General features: G+C 73.4%; 21 protein-coding genes. 11 read left to right on the top strand and 10 right to left on the bottom strand.

Translation table 11 applies throughout. The annotated features are described in order from the left end of the window. Positions 1-4: 4 nt before the first annotated feature. The 4 genes from ELQ39_RS29420 to ELQ39_RS29405 all read left to right on the top strand — a co-directional run bounded on the left by ELQ39_RS29420 (position 5) and on the right by ELQ39_RS29405 (position 3521). On the top strand, positions 5-760 hold the full coding sequence (locus tag ELQ39_RS29420; RefSeq protein ID WP_242595676.1) for a ferredoxin reductase: 756 nt from the start codon (positions 5-7) through the stop codon (positions 758-760). Between the two features lie 184 nt (positions 761-944). Next, positions 945-1532: an Rv1733c family protein gene (locus tag ELQ39_RS29415; RefSeq protein WP_242594905.1), complete on the top strand. Its 588-nt coding sequence runs from the start codon at positions 945-947 to the stop codon at positions 1530-1532. A gap of 139 nt (positions 1533-1671) precedes the next feature. Further along, on the top strand, positions 1672-2640 hold the full coding sequence (locus ELQ39_RS29410) for an acetylxylan esterase (RefSeq protein ID WP_242594903.1): 969 nt from the start codon (positions 1672-1674) through the stop codon (positions 2638-2640). Positions 2641-2762: 122 nt separating this feature from the next. Continuing rightward, positions 2763-3521, top strand: a complete 759-nt coding sequence (locus ELQ39_RS29405; protein ID WP_242594901.1) for a GntR family transcriptional regulator — start codon at positions 2763-2765, stop codon at positions 3519-3521. Here the strand turns inward: ELQ39_RS29405 and ELQ39_RS29400 are convergent. Both ELQ39_RS29400 and ELQ39_RS29395 read right to left on the bottom strand, forming a co-directional pair. Beyond that, positions 3491-4288, bottom strand: coding sequence for an acyl-CoA thioesterase (locus tag ELQ39_RS29400; RefSeq protein WP_242594899.1), 798 nt, complete (start codon positions 4286-4288; stop codon positions 3491-3493). The two genes, ELQ39_RS29405 and ELQ39_RS29400, sit on opposite strands and share 31 nt — an antisense overlap. A 68-nt stretch (positions 4289-4356) precedes the next feature. Then, a complete protein-coding gene (locus tag ELQ39_RS29395) occupies positions 4357-5103 on the bottom strand; it encodes a class I SAM-dependent methyltransferase (protein WP_242594897.1) in 747 nt (248 codons plus the stop codon). Positions 5104-5270: 167 nt separating this feature from the next. On the opposite strand from ELQ39_RS29395, the gene ELQ39_RS29390 reads away from it, so the two are divergent. Further along, positions 5271-6434: a serine hydrolase gene (locus ELQ39_RS29390; RefSeq protein ID WP_190003839.1), complete on the top strand. Its 1164-nt coding sequence runs from the start codon at positions 5271-5273 to the stop codon at positions 6432-6434. Between the two features lie 54 nt (positions 6435-6488). Here the strand turns inward: ELQ39_RS29390 and ELQ39_RS29385 are convergent, their stop codons facing one another. Then, on the bottom strand, positions 6489-7505 hold the full coding sequence (locus ELQ39_RS29385) for an asparaginase (RefSeq protein WP_242594895.1): 1017 nt from the start codon (positions 7503-7505) through the stop codon (positions 6489-6491). After that, on the bottom strand, positions 7505-8260 hold the full coding sequence (locus ELQ39_RS29380; protein WP_242594893.1) for a FadR/GntR family transcriptional regulator: 756 nt from the start codon (positions 8258-8260) through the stop codon (positions 7505-7507). The genes ELQ39_RS29385 and ELQ39_RS29380 overlap by 1 nt, the downstream gene beginning before the upstream one ends. Before the next feature lie 175 nt (positions 8261-8435). Here ELQ39_RS29380 and ELQ39_RS29375 point away from each other — a divergent pair, with 175 nt between their 5' ends. Next, positions 8436-9542, top strand: a complete 1107-nt coding sequence (locus ELQ39_RS29375; protein ID WP_242595675.1) for a fatty acid desaturase family protein — start codon at positions 8436-8438, stop codon at positions 9540-9542. 2 nt (positions 9543-9544) lie between these two features. On the opposite strand, the gene crcB (ELQ39_RS29370) is transcribed toward ELQ39_RS29375, so the two are convergent. Genes crcB (ELQ39_RS29370) through ELQ39_RS29355 form a run of 4 tightly spaced genes read right to left on the bottom strand, consistent with a single transcriptional unit; the run spans position 9545 to position 11026 of the window. Beyond that, entirely contained in the window at positions 9545-9919 is a 375-nt protein-coding gene (gene crcB, locus ELQ39_RS29370) for a fluoride efflux transporter CrcB (protein ID WP_190003835.1), read from the bottom strand. Further along, positions 9916-10281, bottom strand: a complete 366-nt coding sequence (locus tag ELQ39_RS29365; protein WP_225626376.1) for a DUF190 domain-containing protein — start codon at positions 10279-10281, stop codon at positions 9916-9918. Before ELQ39_RS29365 ends, crcB (ELQ39_RS29370) begins: the two co-directional genes overlap by 4 nt. Then, positions 10278-10721: a fluoride efflux transporter CrcB gene (gene crcB, locus ELQ39_RS29360; RefSeq protein ID WP_190003833.1), complete on the bottom strand. Its 444-nt coding sequence runs from the start codon at positions 10719-10721 to the stop codon at positions 10278-10280. Before crcB (ELQ39_RS29360) ends, ELQ39_RS29365 begins: the two co-directional genes overlap by 4 nt. A gap of 47 nt (positions 10722-10768) precedes the next feature. Next, positions 10769-11026, bottom strand: a complete 258-nt coding sequence (locus ELQ39_RS29355) for a helix-turn-helix domain-containing protein (RefSeq protein ID WP_277994746.1) — start codon at positions 11024-11026, stop codon at positions 10769-10771. 344 nt (positions 11027-11370) lie between these two features. Between ELQ39_RS29355 and ELQ39_RS29345 the strand changes: the two genes are divergently transcribed. Both ELQ39_RS29345 and ELQ39_RS29340 read left to right on the top strand, forming a co-directional pair. Next, positions 11371-11760, top strand: a complete 390-nt coding sequence (locus ELQ39_RS29345; protein WP_190003831.1) for a MarR family winged helix-turn-helix transcriptional regulator — start codon at positions 11371-11373, stop codon at positions 11758-11760. A 65-nt stretch (positions 11761-11825) separates the two neighbouring features. Then, positions 11826-12308 carry a nuclear transport factor 2 family protein gene (locus ELQ39_RS29340; RefSeq protein WP_242594889.1) on the top strand — a complete coding sequence of 161 codons (483 nt, stop codon included), beginning with the start codon at positions 11826-11828 and terminating at the stop codon, positions 12306-12308. Between the two features lie 52 nt (positions 12309-12360). Here the strand turns inward: ELQ39_RS29340 and ELQ39_RS29335 are convergent, their stop codons facing one another. Beyond that, the gene (locus ELQ39_RS29335; protein ID WP_006134511.1) at positions 12361-12765 is read right to left on the bottom strand and encodes an SseB family protein; all 405 of its coding nucleotides are present in this window, start codon (positions 12763-12765) and stop codon (positions 12361-12363) included. A 223-nt stretch (positions 12766-12988) separates the two neighbouring features. Here ELQ39_RS29335 and ELQ39_RS29330 point away from each other — a divergent pair, with 223 nt between their 5' ends. Then, a complete protein-coding gene (locus tag ELQ39_RS29330; protein ID WP_242594887.1) occupies positions 12989-14434 on the top strand; it encodes a glyceraldehyde-3-phosphate dehydrogenase in 1446 nt (481 codons plus the stop codon). Between the two features lie 141 nt (positions 14435-14575). Further along, positions 14576-15541 carry a hypothetical protein gene (locus ELQ39_RS29325; protein WP_242594885.1) on the top strand — a complete coding sequence of 322 codons (966 nt, stop codon included), beginning with the start codon at positions 14576-14578 and terminating at the stop codon, positions 15539-15541. A gap of 28 nt (positions 15542-15569) precedes the next feature. On the opposite strand, the gene ELQ39_RS29320 is transcribed toward ELQ39_RS29325, so the two are convergent. Next, positions 15570-17216 carry an FAD-dependent oxidoreductase gene (locus ELQ39_RS29320; protein ID WP_242594882.1) on the bottom strand — a complete coding sequence of 549 codons (1647 nt, stop codon included), beginning with the start codon at positions 17214-17216 and terminating at the stop codon, positions 15570-15572. A gap of 275 nt (positions 17217-17491) precedes the next feature. Between ELQ39_RS29320 and ELQ39_RS29315 the strand changes: the two genes are divergently transcribed. Then, positions 17492-18616 (top strand): SchA/CurD-like domain-containing protein, encoded by a 1125-nt coding sequence (locus ELQ39_RS29315; protein WP_242594880.1) that lies wholly within the window; start codon positions 17492-17494, stop codon positions 18614-18616. Positions 18617-18652: the final 36 nt, after the last annotated feature.

Here is an 18652-nt window from a genome sequence, read left to right as displayed (position 1 = left end):
GCAGATGACGCGGCCGGCGGCGCCGACCACACGGTTCGCCGTGCCCGCCCGCATCGGCGTGAGCGAGCAGACCGCGTCGGTGTGGCGGACGGCCACGCTGACGGAGATCCGCCGGGAGACGCCCCGCGTGTCGACCTTCCGGTTCGCGGTGCCCGGCTGGCCGGGGCATCTGCCCGGCCAGCACCTGATGGTGCGGCTGGTCGCGGAAGACGGGTACACGGCCCAGCGCCACTACTCGATCGCCTCGGCGCCGGACGACTCCGGGCACATCGAGCTGACCCTCGACCATGTGCGGGACGGCGAGGTCTCCGGCTGGTTCCACTCGGTGGCCCGCCCCGGCGACCGGATCGAGATGCGCGGCCCGCTCAGCGGTTTCTTCGCCTGGCCGGGCGACCGGCCAGCGCTGCTGCTGGGCGCCGGCTCGGGCGTGGTCCCGCTGATGTCGATGGTGCGGCACCACCGCGCCCGCGGCCTGACCCTGCCCCTGCGCCTGCTGGTGTCGGCGCGCAGCCCTGAGGACCTGATCTACGCGGACGAGTACGGGCCGGAGACCACACCGGTGTTCACCCGGAGCGCCCCGGAGGGCACGACCGTCGGACGTATGGCAGCCGCACATGTGACGCCGATCCTGGCCGAGCAGCCGCCCGGTGGGTGGGAGGCCTATGTGTGCGGCTCCAATTCCTTCGCCGAGCACGCCTCCAGGCTGCTGGTGGCCGCGGGTCAGCCGGTGGAGCGCATCCGCATCGAGCGCTTCGGCTGACCCGGCCTCACCTGCCGTACGGGGGGGACCCGCGGACGGCGTCGTTTCGCGCGCCCGCCGCCGGGGCACCCGCCCTTGACCTGTTCCGCGCGTGCCGTGGGACGCGTCCCGGAGCCGCTGGGTCCGCCGCCCCGCTCGGTCCGTCACCCCTGCGGCCGCGGTGCGCGGTGAGGGGAGGCGAGAGATGCGAACGCGGGTGCTGTCCCGGCGGCGGCGCGGCCCGCTGTGCCGCCGGTCGGACGTCGTCGAGGCGTGGACGGCGGTGGCCGTGGCCGTGCTGCTGTGTCTGACGGTGCCGTCGACGGGCGTGCTCACGGCCCGGTGGGCGTACGAGGACGCGCGGGTGGCCGCCGACGAGCAGCGGGCCGATCGCCACCGGGTGCGCGCGGAGGTTCTGGAGCGCCCTTCGAGGACACACCCACCGTCCGAGTCCGGGTCGGAGCGCCGGCGCGCCTCCCGGGCGACCGTCCGCTGGACGGACCCGGACGGGGGCACGCGCACGGCCCTGGTGCGGGTTCCCGCCCATGTCCGCCCCGGCGACCCGGTGCACGTCTGGCTGGACTCCCGGGGCCGCGAGGTGCTGCCCCCGGTCGACGACGCGTCGGTGTGGCAGTACGGGGTCGGCATGGGCACCCTGGCCGCCGGGAGCACGGCGGCCCTCCTGCTGCTGGCGCACCGCCCTGTGCGGCGGGTGATGCTGCGCCGCCGGCTGGAGGAGTGGGAGCGGGACTGGGCCCGTACCGGTCCGCTGTGGACCCACCGCGGCGTCTGAGCCACCGTCCGACCCCTCGCGGAGCAACCGCTTTCCACGCCGCTCACCAGCGTCTCCTCCCCCGCACCCTGGCGGGCCGCCGCATGATCCACGTACCGTGTCCTCGCTTCGCACGGTCCCTTCACGAAGGCGGTCCCAGATGGCCCTGTTCGACCTCTCCCTCGACAAGCTGCGCGCGTACCGCAGCGCGTCCACGGAGCCCGAGGACTTCGACGCGTTCTGGTCCGCGACGCTCGAGGAGGCGCGCCGGTTCGACCTGGACGCGCGGTTCGAGCCGGTCGACACGGGGCTGACGACCGTGGAGGTCTTCGACGTGACGTTCGCCGGATTCGGCGGCCATCCCGTCAAGGGCTGGCTGACCCTGCCCGCCGGCGCCGACGAACCGCTGCCGCTGGTGGTGGAGTTCGTCGGGTACGGCGGCGGCCGGGGGCTGCCGCACGAGCACCTGCTGTGGGCGTCCACCGGCCGGGCGCACTTCGTGATGGACACCCGCGGACAGGGCAGCGCGTGGGGCGGGGGCGGCGGCACCGAGGACCCGGTGGGCTCCGGTCCGGCGTTCCCCGGCTACATGACGCGCGGCATCGACGCACCGGAGAACTACTACTACCGCCGGGTGTTCACGGACGCGGTGCGCGCGGTGGAGGCGGCGCGGTCGCACCCGCTGACCGACGCGAGCCGTACCGTGGCCATGGGCGGGAGCCAGGGCGGCGGCATCACGATCGCGGTGGGCGGCCTGGTGCCGGACCTGGCGGGCGTCGCGCCGGACGTGCCGTTCCTGTGCGACTTCCCGCGCGCGACGACGCTCACCGACCGCAACCCGTACCGGGAGATCGGCAGCTTCCTCAAGACCCACCGCGGCCGTGCGGCGGACGTGCGGCGCACGCTGTCGTACTTCGACGGCGTGCACTTCGCCGCCCGCGGCACCGCGCCCGCGCTGTTCTCCGCGGCGCTGGAGGACCAGACCTGCCCGCCCTCCACGGTGTTCGCCGCCTTCAACGCCTGGGCGCACGAGGACAAGACGATCGAGGTGTACGACTTCAACGACCACGAGGGCGGCGGCCCCTACCAGGAGGCGGCACAGCTGCGCTGGATGCGCGACCGCGTCTGACGGACCGCACGGTTCCGGCCGAACTCCCGGACCGGCCTTCCCTGATGGTGTAGACCAATGCTAGATGTGGTGGCTCAACGAGCCCGCACGGCCACGGAACGTCACCAACAGGAGGGCGCGGCATGGCCCGCACCACCCCGCACCAGCATGTCCACACCCGCCGGACCCTCACCGACGGGGAGCCGCTCTATCGGAGAGTCGCCTCCGAACTGCTCGGCGAACTGCGCACCGGCACCGTCCCGCCCGGCGAACGACTGCCCGGCGAGCGCCAGTTGGCCGAGCACTTCGGGGTCAGCCGGGAGACCGTCCGGCAGGCGTTGCAGTTGCTGCGGCGGGAGGGGCTGGTCGCCACCGACCGGCGGGGCAGCCATGCCGCGCTGCCGGGCGCCCCGGTGGAGGCGCCGGCCGCCGCCGGTTTCCCGCTCGGCGCGCGACAGCCGGGGCGGGACCCGGTGGCACGGGCCACCGTCGCCTGGGAGGCTCCGCCTCCGGGCCACGCCGAGCCACTCGGGCTCGCGCCCGGCCGGCCCACGCTCGTGCACCGGTACTGGTCCGCGTCGCCCGGGGGACGGGAGCAGCGCACGGCGGTGACATCGTTTTCCGCGGTGGCGCTCGCGGAGGTGGAGGAGCTGGCCCGCTACCGCGACCGGGCCGACGGCACCGGCGCCGCCGAACTGCGCCGGACCTACGACTGGATGCGCCGGGCGGGCCTGTCGCTGCACCATCGCGACACGATCACCCGCATCGAGGGCACGCCGTCGGTGCGGGTCACCCGGCGGGTGCACGACCAGCACGCCCGGCCGCTGGAGCTGACGGAACTGGTGATGGACGCCCAGCAGGACGTGCTGGTCTACGAGTTCATGGTGCCGGCGGCGGTCTGAGGGGTCATCGGCTCACGCACCACGCGGGCCTGCCGGGCGGCGGCGAGCAGCCGGCGGTCCGCCGACCACACGGCGCTGTCGTCGACCGCCCAGCCGCCGCCCGCGTGGTCGGTCCGGATGCGGACCAGGTTCCAGCCGTGGGCGGCGCCGTCGTCGAGGGCGTCGGTGAAGTGCACGGTCATCTCGGCGGTCGGGACCGGGCGCGGGGTGTGCCAGCGGGCGTAGAGGGCGGGCGGCAGGACGTCCGCGAGTGTGGCGACGGCCGCCGCGTCCACCGGCCGCCCGTCCCGGAAGCGTACCCACGCGACGAGCACGGCCCGGGGTCCGCCGGCCAGCGGGAGGTCGGCGGTGGCGGGGCGTATCTCCAGCTGGCGGGCGAAGAGCGCGAGGTCGGCGGGGAGTTCGACGGGGACGCAGTCGTCCGGTCCCGGCACCTCGGGGGCGGTGAGGCCGGCGTGCGCGGGGCCGAGGCGGCCGTGTCCGAACAGCGCGGAGCCGAGGACGACCGGCTCACCGTCCTGGTGCCCGGTGAAGAAGCAGTGGGCGGTGCGCCGGCCGGTCGCGGGCGCGGTCCCCGAGAAGCGCAGCGGGCCGGTCCCGACCGGGGACAGATAGTGCGTGGTCAGCGAGCGCACCGGCCGGTCCCCGCCGGCGAACGAGTCGCGTACGGCGGTCAGCGCCGCGCCGGCGACCCAGCCGCCGTGCATGCCCTCCCAGGACCACCAGCGGGGGTCGATCTGCGTCGCGTCATAGGCAGTCGTCGTCACGCGAGCCACTCTAGGCGGGTAAGTTGGAAAATCCAACGGATTCCCGCCGGAGAGTTCGAAGAACAGACTCAGGGTGTATCTGCCGGCCGTCCTTCCCCCTTCTCGGCCATGATCAGCCGCACCCTCGGGCTGCCGTCCCGTCTGCGCCCGAACTCGGGAAGGGCCAGGAACTCCACGCGGAATCCCGCGCGCTCCAGTCCGTGCCACAGATCACCGAAGCGCACGGCGCGGTAGTACATGACGAACGGCGGGCGCCAGAGCGCGTTGCGCACCCGCATGACGGCGTCGAACCCGAGCAGCATCACGTGGGCGGGGGAGCCGGGCCGGGGCGGCGCGACGACCGGGAGGACGAAGCGGCCGCCGGGCCGCAGCACCTTGTGCACCTGTGTGAACAGTCCCGGCAGCTCGGACGGCAGGAAGTGCCCGAGCGCCCCGAAGCTGACCACGAGGTCGAACTCCGGACCGAACGGCAGCACCCGCGCGTCCGCCCGCACCCAGGACACGTCGGGTCCCTCGGGCCGCCTGCGCGAGCGGGCGACCTCCAGCATGCCGGCGCTGAAGTCCACACCGGTGACGGCGTCCCCGCACACCTGACGCAGTACGTCGACGCCCGCGCCGGTGCCGCAGCACAGGTCGAGCCCGGTGCCGTAGGGGCCGGACTCCAGCAGCACGGCGACGGTGGCGTCCAGCACGGAGTCGGGGGTGCGGAAGGGGGTGTGGTCGAACTTCGGGGCGAGGAGGTCGTAACCGCGCTCGACGGACGACAGCGCCTGGACGGCCAGTTCGCTCAGTCGGGGGCCTTCGGGGCTGAACATCCGCCCAGCCTAGAGCGCGGCGTCCGAAGCCGCCCCGGGACGTTCGCGCACCGGGGTCGAACCGGTCCGCCGGGCCGCCGCAAGCCGGGAGGAGCATGCGAGTGTTCGCGCGCGGCTCCCGGCCCGGGCAGCACGGTGATCGGGACACCCCTTCCTACGTTTGCGGTATGACGATCGGATTTGCTTCGCGGGCTGCCGTGTCGGGGTGCGTGCTCTGTGCGGCAGGCCTGCTGGCACTCGCGCCCGCCGCGGCGACCACCGGACCCGGCGTCGATCCCGGGCCGCGGACGACGGACGCGCCCGCGTCCCTGCTGTACCGGCCCGGCACGCACGTCCGTCCGCGCGCGGGGGCGCCCGAGGTCCCGGACCTGTCCGCCCGCTCCTGGCTGGTCGCCGACGCGGACACCGGCGCGGTGCTCGCGGCCCACGACGCACACCGCAGGCTGCCTCCCGCCAGCACCCTCAAGACGCTGTTCGCGCTGACCGTGATGCCGGCCCTGCCGTCCGGCATCCGGCACCGCGTCGACCCGGAGGAACTGGAGGGCATCGGGCCGGGGAGCAGTCTCGTCGGAGTCGCCGAGAACCGGACGTACCGCGTCTCCGACCTGTGGAACGGGGTCTTCCTCAACTCCGGCAACGACGCCGTGCACGTCCTGGCGGCCCTCAACGGCGGCTGGCGGGCCACGGCCGAGCGGATGGAGGAGAAGGCACGGGCCCTGGGCGCCCGCGACACCCGGGTGAAGTCGCCCGACGGCTACGACGCGCCGGGGCAGGTGTCCTCGGCGTTCGACCTGGCCGTGTTCGGCCGGACGGGGCTGCGCAGCCCCGAGTTCGCGGAGTACTGCGCGCGGGCGGAGGCGAGCTTCCCGGCCCGTGACGGCGGCAGCTACCCGATCCTCAACACCAACCGGCTGCTCACGGGGGCGGACGGGGTCGCCCCGTACCGAGGGCTGATCGGGGTGAAGAACGGCTACACCAGCCACGCGGGCAACACCCTGGTCGCGGCCGCCCGCCGCGACGGCCGGACCCTGGTGGCGACGGTGATGAACCCCCGCTCGGACCACGGACACGCGGTCTACGAGGAGGCGCGGGCGCTCCTCGACTGGGGCTTCGAGGCAGCCGGCCGAGTGCATCCGGTCGGCTCCCTGGACGCCCTGCGCAGCGCCCCGCCGGGCGGCCCGGAGGCGGACGCGGTGGCGGTGCCGGCGTCCCGCGGGGACGACACGGACGACCGTCGGGTGTGGTGGACGGTCACCGGGGCGGGCCTGCTGGGCGGAGCGGGGGTGGCGGTGTACCTGCGGCTCAGGTGGGGGCCGGTACCGAAGGACTGACAGTCGGCACCGGCCGGTTGCTGCCGGAGAGCCCGGCCGGAGGTCACCCCGGCCTCAGACGCTCACCGCCTCCGCCGCGGCCCCCAGCCCCGCCACCGGCCGTACCCCGCCCACCGGGCGGCCTCCGCCCAGGACCGTCTCGCCCGCGAACGCGGTGAGCAGGGCCGGGTCCACGCCCGCGCGGGTGAGGGCCGCCGCGGTGACCGGGACGCGGGCGCGGCCGGCGCCGTCGGCGATCTTCACGGCGACGGCGCGGCCGTCCGGCAGCGCGGCGACCTGGACGCCCTCGAAGCCGTCCTTGGCGAGCAGCCCCGGCACCGCGCGCATCAGCGCGGCCACGTCGCGGCCCGCCCCGGACGCCATCTCGGCGTGGGTGCGCATCGCGTCGGCGACCCGGCCCTCGGGGGTGCCGGGCGCGCCGCCGGCGATCCGGGCGACGGCGCGGGCCAGGCCCTCCAGCGACACCGCGAACAGGGGTGCGCCGCAGCCGTCCACGGTGACCGTGGCGACGCGTCGCCCGGTGAGGTCCTCGACGGTCTCGGCGACCGCCTGCTGAAGGGGGTGGGCCGGGTCGAGGTAGTCGTCGAGCGACCAGCCGTTCAGCTTCGCCGTGTACAGCATCGCGGCGTGCTTGCCGGAGCAGTTCTGGGCCAGCCGGGAGGGTCCGCGGCCCGCGCGCACCCAGGTGTCCCGGACGGCGGGGTCGAAGGGGAGGTCGGGGACGTTGCGCAGGTCACCTTCGGTGAGGCCCGCCCGCTCGAGGATGCGGCGCGCGCCGTCCAGGTGGCGTTCTTCGCCGGAGTGGCTGGCTGCCGCGAGGGACAGCAGGTCGCCGTCGAGAGGGAGGCCGGCGCGGACCATGGCCACGGCCTGGACGGGCTTGAGCGCGGAGCGCGGGTAGAACGCCGCATCGGGATCGCCGAGACGGAAACCGACGGTGCCGTCGGCGTCGAGGACGACCACGGAGCCGTAGTGGACACCTTCGACGACCCCGCCGCGTACGAGGTGGGCGACGGGGGCGTGGCGGGGTGCGCGGACCGGGGGTGCGGCCGCGGGGAGACTGCTGTGCATCACACTGCCTGCGGGTTGTCGTGGCGGGCCGGCGCGGGGGTGGTGCGCGGACCCGGTGTGCGCGCGGAGCGCACGATGTCGGTGAGGGTGGTCTCGACACGGTCGAGGTGGTGGGTCATGGCGCGCACGGCGTCCTGTTCGCAGCCGGCGGCCAGGGCATCGACGAGGGCCCGGTGCTCGCGGTCGGAGTGGGCGCGGCGGCCGCCGAGTTCGTTCAGGAAGGCGGACTGGCGGGCCAGCGCGTCCCGGATCTCCTCGATGACCCGCCGGAAGACGGGGTTCTGGGCCGCCTCGGCCACGGCGAGGTGGAACAGGGTGTCCATGGCCGCCCAGGCGATGGTGTCGGTCTCCCGTTCCATCCGCGCCAGCAGCCCCCGCAGCCGGTCCAGGTCCTCCGGGGTGCGGCGGCGGGCCGCGTACCCCGCGACCGGGATCTCGACGTGCCTGCGCACCTCCATGAGGTGTCCGGCCGTGTAGTCGCCGAAGGTGGGCTCCTGCACGGCGTCGGCGACCACGAAGGTGCCCTTGCCGGTGCGCGAGACGGTCAGGCCCATGGTCCGGAGTGCCCGAAGCGCCTCGCGCAGCACCGGGCGGGACACTTCGAGTTCCCGGCAGAGCTCCGCCTCGGAGGGAAGCTTGTCGCCGATCGCGTAGTCGCCGCGTTCGATGGCGTCGCGGAGGTGGGCGAGCACCGCCTCCGTCGCGCTGACGCGCCGCGGTCCCGCACCACCTGTCTGGCTGTCTGACAGGTTCACGGGCCGATCGTGCGGGCCGTGCGCGCGGACTGTCAAGCGGGCCCGGGTCCGGGGTGGTGCCGGCCACACCCCCGCCCTGGGGCCACCACCCCTTTCCGCGTGGGGGTGACCGTCCCTCCGCATGCGGGTGCCACCGCCATTCTTCGCCGCGGAAATCACCCCCCATACTGAGCGCATGGCATATTCGACGGCGTTGGCCGGCATCCATTCCCCCGACGAGGAAGAGAAGCAGACAAACCCTCGGGGCGACGGAGGAAAGAGAGAACGGGAGAAAAGCCCCGGAAGAGGGAGTGATTTCTCCGAGTTGTCCCGGCGAATAGCCGATGCGGGCCTGCTGCGCCGCCGCCCGCTGTACTACACGGTGCGTTTCACCGCCGTGGGTCTGGCGCTCGGCGGAGGCGTGGCCGCGTTCCTGCTCCTGGGCGACAGCTGGAGCCAGCTGTTCGTCGCCGCCGCGCTGGCCGTCGTGTTCGGGCAGCTCGGGCTGGCCGCGCACGATCTGGCGCACCGCCAGGTGTTCTCCCGCCGACGCTCCAGCGAGACCGGCGGTCTCCTGGTGGCGAACGTGCTGCTCGGCATGAGCTACGGCTGGTGGATGAACAAGCACACCCGCCACCACGCGAACCCGAATCACGAGAACAAGGACCCGGACGTCGCACCCGACATCATCGTCTGGTCACGCCGTCAGGCACGACAGGCCAAGGGTCCCGCCCGGTTCATCGGGAGACACCAGGCGGCGCTCTTCTTCCCGCTGCTGACCCTTGAGGGCCTCAATCTGAGTTTCAGCAGTTTCCGGGCGCTGCGGAGCCCGTCGATGAAACGGCCCGTTCTGGAAGGCGCCCTCCTCGTCGCGCATTTCGCCGTCTATTTCGGCGGGCTTTTCACACTTCTCTCCCCCGGCAAGGCGCTCGCGTTCATCGCCGTCCATCAAGGGCTGTTCGGCCTGTACCTCGGTTCCGTGTTCGCCCCGAACCACAAGGGCATGCCGATGGTCGAGGAGGGGACCGAGCTGGACTTCCTGCGGCGTCAGGTGCTGACCTCCCGCAACGTCGACGGCGGTGCGCTGACCGACGTGTTCATGGGCGGCCTCAACTACCAGATCGAGCACCACCTCTTCCCGAGCATGCCGACGCCGGCCCTGGCGAAGGCCCAGGTGATCACCGAGCGGTACTGCGCCGAGCTGGGCATCCCGTACTGCCGGTCGGGTCTCGTCGCCTCGCACCGCACGGCGCTGCGCCATCTGCGGGAGGTGGGCGCGCCCCTGCGCGAGGCCGGGCGGTGACCCTACGGCCACACCGCCCCGGCCAGGGCAGCGCCCGCGAAGGCGGCGCCCAGGCCGGCCGCCGTGCTCACCAGGACGTTGGCAGCCGCGTACCGCAGGGAGCCGCTCTCCGCCAGGCGGAGGGTCTCGTAGGAGAAGGTCGAGTAGGTGGTGAGGGCGCCGCACAGGCCGGTGCCGAGCAGCAGCTGGAGCTCGGATCCCGCGACGCCCGCGGCCGCCGCACCGGTGAGCAGGCCCAGGACCAGACTGCCGGCGACGTTGACGGTGAACGTCCCCCAGGGGAGATCGGAGCCGGTCCGGGCCTGCGCGGCCCGGTCGGTGAGATACCGCAACGGCGCCCCGACCATCGCGCCGAGCACCACGTACAACCAGGTCACCCCCGGTCCTCCCGCACGGCGTCGTCGCCGCTCCCGGGCCGGGGGACGATCTCGCACCGTTCGAGGAACACGAGCCCTTCCGGGACGAGCGCGTCGACCTCCGGCAGGAAGGCCCGCACCCGCTCCTCGGTGTCGACGACGACGACCGCCACCGGCAGGTCCTCGCTCAGCGACAGCAGCCGGGAGGTGTGCACGAGCGACGAGGCGCCGAAGCCCTCGATACCGCGGAACACACTGGCTCCGGCGAGGCCGGCCGCGTGCGCCCGGTGGACGATCTCCGAGTAGAGCGGCCGGTGGCGGCAGGTGTCGCACTCGCCGACGAGCACGGTGAGACGCAGCGCACCGGTGGTCGGAGCGGTCATGGCTGCCTCCTGATCAGTGCCCGGCGGGTGGCCGCGGTGGCCGCCCAGACGGCGGTCAGGGCCAGGACAGGGGTGGCGGCCAGGTAGAGGAGCGCGGTGCCGTGGCGGCCGGCCTCGAACAGGCCGCGGACGTCCACCGCGTACGTCGAGAAGGTCGTGAAACCGCCGAGGACGCCGGTGCCGAAGAACGGGCGGAGGAGGCGATGGGCGGTGCGCGCCTCGGCGACGATCACCATGAACGCGCCGATCACGGCACAGCCGAGGACGTTGACCCACAGGACCGTCCACGGGAAGGAACCCGCCGGGGTCGGCCACCACACGACGGCCGCGTACCGGGCCGCGGCTCCTACTCCGCCGCCCGCCGCGACCGCCGCGACGACGGGTGCCTGGGCCCGTACGGCGGAGCGGCCCCGGGGTCGCCCCGTGTCCACGGCGGTCACGGTCGTATGTCTCCTGTTCGCACGGGATCAGCGTAGTTCAGCAGGGGTCACCAGCCCTTCTCGAACAGCTGGGTCACCTCGGCGAGGCGGATCTCGTCGCGGTGGTAGCGGGGGCCGCCGTCCTGGCCGGTGGGGTGGAGCAGACCGAGGGCGGTGAGCAGGCGGAGGTGGGCCAGGGCGGCCGGGCGTGGCACGCCGAGGCGGGCGGCGACGTCGTCCGCGGTGAGGCCGCGTCCGGCGGTGTCCGGTTCGGCCAGCCAGGCGAGGATGCGCAGTCGTGTCCCGTCGGCGGGAGTCCTCAGCATGTCGTCCACCTACCTCCGCGCCGGGCTTCCTCGTCTCCGGCGCCCTCCCACTGTGCCGCGCCCGGGGTCCCCGTGTCCCGCACTGCGGGCAGCTTGTCCGGAGTCAACGCCCGTGCTGGGCAAGGACGTTGAACGGGCAACGGTGACCGGGGGTCCGCCCCCGGTCACCGTGCCGGTGTCAGCGGCGGCGGAACCGCTCCACGGCGGGCAGTGCGCGGTCGTCGTGGTCGAACAGCGCCTGGTTCTCCCAGCCGTTGCCGAAGGACGGGTCGGCCGGGTCCCGGCCGTTGCCGTCACCGGCGCGGGCTGTTCATTGAATTTCGAACAAATGTTACGGTTCCCGTATGGCAGGGACGACCGACGAGGCACGGCTCGAGGAACGGTGGCGCGACATCCTCGCCGTGCACGCCCGCACCCAGGGCGAGATCGACCGCGCCCTGCACCCCTACGGTCTGGGCGCCTCCGACTTCGAGGTGCTCGACCTGCTCGCGACCGCCACTCCCCCGAGCGGCGAGCAGTGCCGGGTGCAGAACCTGGTCGGCCGGCTGCATCTGAGCCAGAGCGCGCTGTCGCGGCTGATCGCCCGCCTGGAGAAGAACGGCCTGGTCGAGCGCAGCACGTGCCCGACGGACCGGCGCGGCGTGTACGTGCAGCTCACCGCGCGCGGCCGCGAGCTGCACGCCGAGACCCTTCCGGTGCAGCGCGCCGCGCTGGCCCGGGCGCTCGGGGACTGAGCCGGGCCCTTCGGCCCAGGACGGCCGCTTGACCTCGAGCGCGCTTGAGGAAGCAGTCTGCCGTCATGGACACCGACGAGATGCGACGGCAGGTGCGGGCACTGACCGACCGCGCCGCCGTCACCGACCTGATCAGCCGCTATCTGCGTTCCCTGGACGAGGGGGTCCTCGACGACGAGTGGGCGCGGGCCTTCCACACCGAGGACGTGGTCGCGGAGATGCCCATCGGCACCGTCCGCGGGCGCGACGCGGTGCTGGACCGGGTCCGGCGCGGGATGGCGCTGTTCGACCGGACCGTGCACCTGAGCACCAACGACGTCGTGGAGATCGACGGCGACCGGGCCACCGTGCGGGGCGCCCAGCTGAGCACCCACGTGCTCGCGGACGGCTCGCAGGAGGTGTTCGTCTCCGCCGGGCACACCGAGACCGAACTGGTCAGGACGGACGAGGGCTGGCGGATCTCCGCGACGGCCCTGCGGGTGGTGTGGACCCGCGGCACCCCTCCGCGCCTGCCGGACGACTTGGCCGCGGCCTCACCCACGGGGTGAACGGGAGCGAGCCCCGGCCCTGACGGACCGGGGCTCGCTCGCGACGTGTCCGCTACGGGCGGGCCAGCAAGGTGCGGACCCCCTCCGAGGTCAGGGTCAGCCGGTGCTCGGAGCTGCCGTCGATGGTGAGGGACAGGTCGTCGGCCGGCCACTGCGCGGCGAGGGCACCCAGCGGGACCAGGCGGTAGCGGGAGACGAACGGGAGCAACCCGGCCATCTCCAGCTCGGAGGTGAACACGGGCACCACCTGGGTGCCTCCCGGCTGCTCCAGCACGGGCAGCGCGACGGCGCCGGGGTCGGCGGCCTCCTCGTCGCCCGCGTCGTCGGGGACGGGGATCAGCACGTCGCTGTTGGCCAGGGCGTCCAGCGCGGCCGTGTCCTCGGTGTTCTCCGACAGTGCGTCCAGGGCCCGCTGCGCGGGCGTGGGGGCGTTGTTCTCGTGCGCGGGTGTTTCCATGACGAATTCCCTGGTAGCGGCGGTTGTCGGCCCGCCCGGAGCCCGCTCGGGCCCGGGCACAGTAGGGGACGCGTACCCGTTCGCATGTCGCGCAACCCTGCGATCCACCAGCCCTCCCGCGAGGCCCTGCGGACCCCTTCGCGCGCCAGGGGCGGGCCCCCTCCGACCCCTCCGAGCGAGATGGCTATCATATGAGCACCCTCTAGCTCGAAAGATGGATGCTGTGACTGTCAACGAAGACTCGTTCACCAACTGGAAACACCGCGAGGAGATCGCGGAGTCGATGATCCCGATCATCGGGAAGCTGCACCGGGAGCGGGACGTCACCGTCCTGCTGCACAGCCGCTCCCTGGTGAACAAGTCGGTGGTCAGCATCCTCAAGACGCACCGCTTCGCCCGGCAGATCGCCGGCGAGGAGCTCTCGGTCACCGAGACCCTGCCGTTCCTCCAGGCGCTCACCACGCTGGACCTCGGCCCCTCGCAGATCGACATCGGCCTGCTCGCGGAGGCCTACCGCGCGGACGACCAGGGCAAGTCCGTCGCCGAGTTCACCGCCGAGGCCGTCGCCGGCGCCACCGGCGCGAACAAGATCGAGCGCCGTGAGGCGCGCGACGTCGTCCTCTACGGCTTCGGCCGCATCGGCCGCCTCCTCGCCCGTCTGCTGATCGAGAAGTCCGGCTCCGGCAACGGCCTGCGGCTGCGCGCGATCGTCGTGCGCCGGGGTGGCGAGCAGGACATCGTCAAGCGCGCCTCGCTGCTGCGCCGCGACTCGGTGCACGGCCAGTTCCAGGGCACGATCACCGTCGACGAGGCGAACAGCACCATCGTCGCCAACGGCAACGTCATCAAGGTCGTCTACGCCAACGACCCGACCGAGATCGACTACACCGCGTACGGCATCCACAACGCCATCCTGATCGACAACACCGGCAAGTGGCGTGACCGCGAGGGTCTTTCACAGCACCTGCGCCCCGGCGTCGACAAGGTGGTGCTGACCGCGCCCGGCAAGGGCGACGTCCCCAACATCGTGCACGGGGTCAACCACGACACCCTCAAGCCGGACGAGCGGATCCTGTCCTGCGCGTCCTGCACCACCAACGCGATCGTGCCGCCGCTGAAGGCGATGGCGGACGAGTACGGCGTGCTGCGCGGCCACGTGGAGACCGTCCACTCGTTCACCAACGACCAGAACCTGCTGGACAACTACCACAAGTCAGAGCGCCGCGGCCGGTCCGCGCCGCTCAACATGGTGATCACCGAGACCGGCGCCGCGTCGGCCGTCGCCAAGGCGCTGCCCGACCTGAAGGCCCCCATCACCGGCAGCTCCATCCGCGTGCCCGTGCCGGACGTGTCGATCGCGATCCTCAACCTCCAGCTGGGCCGCGCCACCGACCGCGAGGAGGTCCTCGACTACCTGCGCAACGTGTCGCTGACCTCCCCGCTGAAGCGCCAGATCGACTTCATCAGCGCGCCCGACGCGGTCTCCAGCGACTTCGTCGGCTCGCGGCACGCGTCGATCGTCGACGCCGGCGCCCTGAAGGTCGACGGCGACAACGCGATCCTCTACCTCTGGTACGACAACGAGTTCGGCTACTCCTGCCAGGTCGTCCGCGTCGTCCAGTACGTGTCCGGCGTGGAGTACCCGACGTACCCGGCCCCCGCGGTCTGAGTCACGCGCGACGGGCGGGGCGGGGCCGGCGAGTTGTCCGGCCCCGCCCCGGTCTGCCCGGCCGACCGGCGGTAAGGGCCAGATCGATAACGATCACCCCGTACCGGTTGAACGGGCCGATCCGCTTCCTAGTCTTCGCACATGCCCCTCTTCAGTACGCGCCCCAGCCGACGCCCTCGTATCTCCCGCTCCCTCGGCGACACCCAGCTGGCCAAAGTCCTGGGCAAGTTGAGCAAGCGGGGCAGCGGGAAGGCCGCGGACGCGGAACTGATCGCCGAGCTGCTGGAGGAGACCGGGGACGACTGGGACCTCCGCGGCCACCGGGTGTCCGTGCTGGCCGGGGCCGCCTCCGGCACCGGCATCGCCGAGACCTGGCTGGAGCGCGACCCGGACGACGTGGACGCGCTGGTGTTCCACTCCTGGACCACCCTGGTGCGCGCCCTGGAGGAACGGCGCCTCGACGACACCGACGCGCTGATCACCCGGTGCCACCGGGCCGCCGAGCTGTCGCCCGACGATCCCCTGCCGTGGGTGGTCCTGCTCGGCTCCGCGCGCGTCGTGCGCTTCGGCCACAAGGACGTCGACGCCCTGTGGCGGCAGGCCACCGCCCGCGACCCCTGGAACCGCGAGGCGTTCCTGCAGATGCTCGCCCTGCTGTCGCCCGAGGAGGGCGGTTCCAGCGCCTCGGTGCTGGACTTCGTCGACGCGGTCCGCACCCGCATCCCGGCCAACGCCCCCTGCGCCGCCGTCGAACTCACCGCCGCCGTACGGCAGTACCAGGGGCTGCTCGCGCAGGGCGGGATGCGGGCGATGACCGCGGGCCAGCTCTTCGAGAGCGGACATCTGGCGGCGGCGCTGCACCAGGCCGCCGCACTGTGGCCGAAGCCGGGGTTCTTCCAGCACGCGGCGGCGCCGGCCGACCTCAACGTCCTGGCGTACGCGCTGTGCGCGGCCGGGCGCGCGGCGGACGCCCACCCGGTGTTCCAGGCGCTCCAGGGCATGGTCACCCCGTGGCCCTGGGACGTCGACGGGCCTGCGGTCCAGCGTTACGAGCAGCACCTGGCCAAATCCGAGCGCGGCCGCCAGGGCGGAATCGGCGGCGGGTGACCCGCACCGCCCCGGCGGCCGCGCCCGCTCAGACGCGCGACAGCAGGGCGGCCACCGCGTCCCGCAGCGCGCCGGCCGGGTTCGCGGGCCGCCCGTCGTGGCGCCATGCGACGAAACCGTCCGGCCGCACCAGCACCGCACCGTCCGGTGTGACCCCGTGGGTCTCCGCCCAGTCGGCGCCGGACTCGGGCACCAGGTCGGCGCCCTCGCCCACCCCGTAGGCGTCCAGCGGCGCCGGGAGCCCGGCCGCCACCTCGGCGGCCGCGGCGAGCCACGGGCTGTGCGGGGACGCGAGCAGGACGAGGGAGCGCTCGTAGAGGTCGAGCGTGGAGATGCGGGCGCCGGCCCGGTCCAGCCACAGGTGCGGTGCGCGGCTGCCGGGCTCGCCGGTCAGCGTGAGGGCGTCCGGCACCACCGGCGTCGCCGGGTCCGCGCCCAGCACCGCGCCGCGCGGGTAACGGTAGCCGAGGGCCACATTGAGGATGCCGCGCTTGCGGCCGACGAGCGCCGCGGCCTCGGCGTCGGGCGTGTAGCCGGGGTGGCTGTGCTCCACCGAGCGGGACGAGGCGCGGGCGCTGGTCGCCTCGGCCACGGGCCGGCGCTCGGCGTCGTAGCTGTCGAGCAGACCGGGGCCGGCCCAGCCGCCCAGTACGGCGGCCAGTTTCCAGGCGAGGTTGTGGGCGTCCTGGATGCCGGTGTTGGAGCCGAACGCGCCGGTGGGCGACATCTCGTGCGCCGAGTCGCCGGCCAGGAACACCCGCCCGTCGGCGTACCGCTCGGCGACCCGCTCGGCCGCGTGCCAGGCCGCCCGGCCGGTGATGGTGACGTCCAGGTCCGGCACACCCACCGCCCGCCGGATGTGCTCGGAGCACCGCTCGTCGGTGAACTCCTCGAGCGTCTCGCCGTTCTCGGGGTGCCAGGGGGCGTGGAACACCCAGTGCTCGCGGTTGTCCACCGGCAGCAGCGCCCCGTCGGCGTCGGGTCCGGTGAGGTAGCAGACGATGAACCGGCGGTCGCCGACCACGCCGGCGAGGCGGCGCGAGGAGAAGGTGACGCTGACGTTGTGGAACAGGTCGCCGGGGCCGTTGTGGCCGATGCCGAGCCGCTCGCGGACGGGGCTGCGGGGGCCGTCCGCGGCGACCAGGTAGTCCGCCCTGATCGTCGTGTGCTCACCGGTCTCCCGGCTCTTGACCAGCGCCGTCACCCCGTCGCCGTCCTGGTCGAACGACATCATCTCGGTGTTGTAGCGCAGGTCGCCGCCCAGTTCGCGGGCGCTGCGCAGCAGCACCGGCTCCAGGTCGTTCTGGCTGCACAGGCACCAGGCGGCGGGGCTGAAGCGGGCCAGGCCGCCGCCGGGGTCGATCTCCCGGAACAGCCACTCCCCCGCGTCTCCCACGAGGCTCGGCGTCTGCAGGATGCCGTGGTTGTCCTGCAGGACCGACGCGGCCTCGATGATGCGCTCCTGCACGCCGGCGGTGCGGAACAGCTCCATCGTGCGCACGTTGTTGCCCCGCCCGCGCGGATGCATCGAGGTGCCCGCGTGCCGCTCGACGAGCGTGTGCGGCACGCCGAGCCGCCCCAGGAACAGGGACATCGACAAGCCCACCAGGGAGCCCCCGACGATGAGGACGGGCGTGCGGTGGACCGCCTCGCCGGTCGTGCCCGATCGGTTCATTGCAACGCCTCCAGCGTTCGCCCGGGTCGTGGTTGAGGAACGGGACGCTGATGTCATCCCCGGTACCGGGCCCTTCGCGTCCGTGCGGCACCCGGATGGCGCGCGGTTCACCCGCCTGCGCCGTGTCGCTCGCGCGCTCCCGGCGCCGCCCCGACCATCGACACATGGCGACCCCCTGCCCATCGGACACGGCGGTCGTTCCTGACCTTCCGTGAAGAGCTTCCGGAAGAAGCCCCGCCGCAGGGGTTTCCCCAACAAGAGGAGAGGTGCGCCGGATGACCATGTCGGGACGCATATCGCAGTCGGCCTTCGACGGCTCAAGGCTGCGGGTGATCCTGCTGCTCGACCTGTACGAGGGGGCGCAGGAGCAGTTCCTCGAGGCGTACGAGCACATGCGGAACAAGGTCGCGTCCGTGCCCGGTCACATCAGCGACCAGCTGTGCCAGTCGATCGAGAATCCGTCGCAGTGGCTGATCACCAGCGAGTGGGAGAGCGCCCCGCCGTTCCTCGCGTGGGTGAACAGCGAGGAGCACGTGGAAACCGTCCGGCCGATGCACAGCTGCGTGCGGGACACCCGGTCGATGCGCTACAGCGTGGTGCGCGAGACCTTCCCCGAGCAGCCCTTGACCCCCGGCACGGCCGCCGCCGGCCTCCAGTCGGCGGTGCGGGTCGGCGACGGCGTGGCGCGCCACGCCCTCACGTTCACCGTCAAGCCGGGCTCCGAGTCCAAGGTGGCGGAGCTGCTGGCCGGGTACGAGTCGCCCAAGGCCCAGGTCGACGACACCACGCGGCTGCGCCGCACCTCGCTGTTCATGCACGGCAACCGGGTCGTGCGGGCCGTGGAGGTGGAGGGCGACCTGCTCGCCGCGCTGCGCCACGTGGCGCGCCAGCCGGAGGTGCGGGCGGTCGAGGAGGCCATCAACCCCTATCTGGAGCAGGACCGGGACCTGACCGACCCCGAGTCCGCGCGGCTGTTCTTCACCCGGGCCGCGCTGCCCGCCGTGCACCATGTGACGGTCGGCAAGCCGGAGCCCGAGGGGCTGCGGCGGCACGCGCTGTACTACCCGGCCGTGCGGGGCCACGGCATGGACCTGGCCCGGTTCCTCGCCCACCAGGACGAGGCCGCGGCGGGCGACCCGGACAGCCCGGTGTACGCGAGCACCGTGTTCCAGCGGGACGACATCGTGGTGCGTCTCGTCGACGTCACCGGCGACCTCGACCTGGACCCGCCCGCCGCGCTGGGCATCAAGGGCCCGGGCAAGGCCGCGGAGCTCCGGCGGCTCCTGGACGGCGCCGCGATCGGCGTCGAGGGCGACCTGGACTCGGAGCGCACCCTCAACCGGCTGCTGTCGCACGCCGACATGCTGCCCGTCACCGACCGCAGCGCGGCGGCTTCCTGACGGTCGACCACGGTGACGTCCGCGGCCGTCGCGCCG

The organism is Streptomyces sp. GB4-14 (assembly GCF_022696125.1).
GTDB classification, from domain to species: Bacteria; Actinomycetota; Actinomycetes; order Streptomycetales; family Streptomycetaceae; genus Streptomyces; species Streptomyces werraensis.
This window is presented reverse-complemented; position numbering and strand designations above follow the sequence as displayed.

Bases quoted from the DNA above. Each gene is read 5' to 3' on its own strand.
- ELQ39_RS29335 (WP_006134511.1), bottom strand. From the start codon at position 12,765: ATGGAAACACCCGCGCACGAGAACAACGCCCCCACGCCCGCGCAGCGG.
- ELQ39_RS29420 (WP_242595676.1), top strand. From the start codon at position 5: ATGACGCGGCCGGCGGCGCCGACCACACGGTTCGCCGTGCCCGCCCGC.
- ELQ39_RS29355 (WP_277994746.1), bottom strand. From the start codon at position 11,026: ATGCTGAGGACTCCCGCCGACGGGACACGACTGCGCATCCTCGCCTGG.
- ELQ39_RS29410 (WP_242594903.1), top strand. From the start codon at position 1,672: ATGGCCCTGTTCGACCTCTCCCTCGACAAGCTGCGCGCGTACCGCAGC.
- ELQ39_RS29315 (WP_242594880.1), top strand. From the start codon at position 17,492: ATGACCATGTCGGGACGCATATCGCAGTCGGCCTTCGACGGCTCAAGG.
- ELQ39_RS29385 (WP_242594895.1), bottom strand. From the start codon at position 7,505: ATGCACAGCAGTCTCCCCGCGGCCGCACCCCCGGTCCGCGCACCCCGC.
- ELQ39_RS29340 (WP_242594889.1), top strand. From the start codon at position 11,826: ATGGACACCGACGAGATGCGACGGCAGGTGCGGGCACTGACCGACCGC.
- ELQ39_RS29345 (WP_190003831.1), top strand. From the start codon at position 11,371: ATGGCAGGGACGACCGACGAGGCACGGCTCGAGGAACGGTGGCGCGAC.
- ELQ39_RS29320 (WP_242594882.1), bottom strand. From the start codon at position 17,216: ATGAACCGATCGGGCACGACCGGCGAGGCGGTCCACCGCACGCCCGTC.
- ELQ39_RS29405 (WP_242594901.1), top strand. From the start codon at position 2,763: ATGGCCCGCACCACCCCGCACCAGCATGTCCACACCCGCCGGACCCTC.
- ELQ39_RS29415 (WP_242594905.1), top strand. From the start codon at position 945: ATGCGAACGCGGGTGCTGTCCCGGCGGCGGCGCGGCCCGCTGTGCCGC.
- ELQ39_RS29325 (WP_242594885.1), top strand. From the start codon at position 14,576: ATGCCCCTCTTCAGTACGCGCCCCAGCCGACGCCCTCGTATCTCCCGC.
- ELQ39_RS29395 (WP_242594897.1), bottom strand. From the start codon at position 5,103: ATGTTCAGCCCCGAAGGCCCCCGACTGAGCGAACTGGCCGTCCAGGCG.
- ELQ39_RS29375 (WP_242595675.1), top strand. From the start codon at position 8,436: ATGGCATATTCGACGGCGTTGGCCGGCATCCATTCCCCCGACGAGGAA.
- ELQ39_RS29365 (WP_225626376.1), bottom strand. From the start codon at position 10,281: ATGACCGCTCCGACCACCGGTGCGCTGCGTCTCACCGTGCTCGTCGGC.
- ELQ39_RS29390 (WP_190003839.1), top strand. From the start codon at position 5,271: ATGACGATCGGATTTGCTTCGCGGGCTGCCGTGTCGGGGTGCGTGCTC.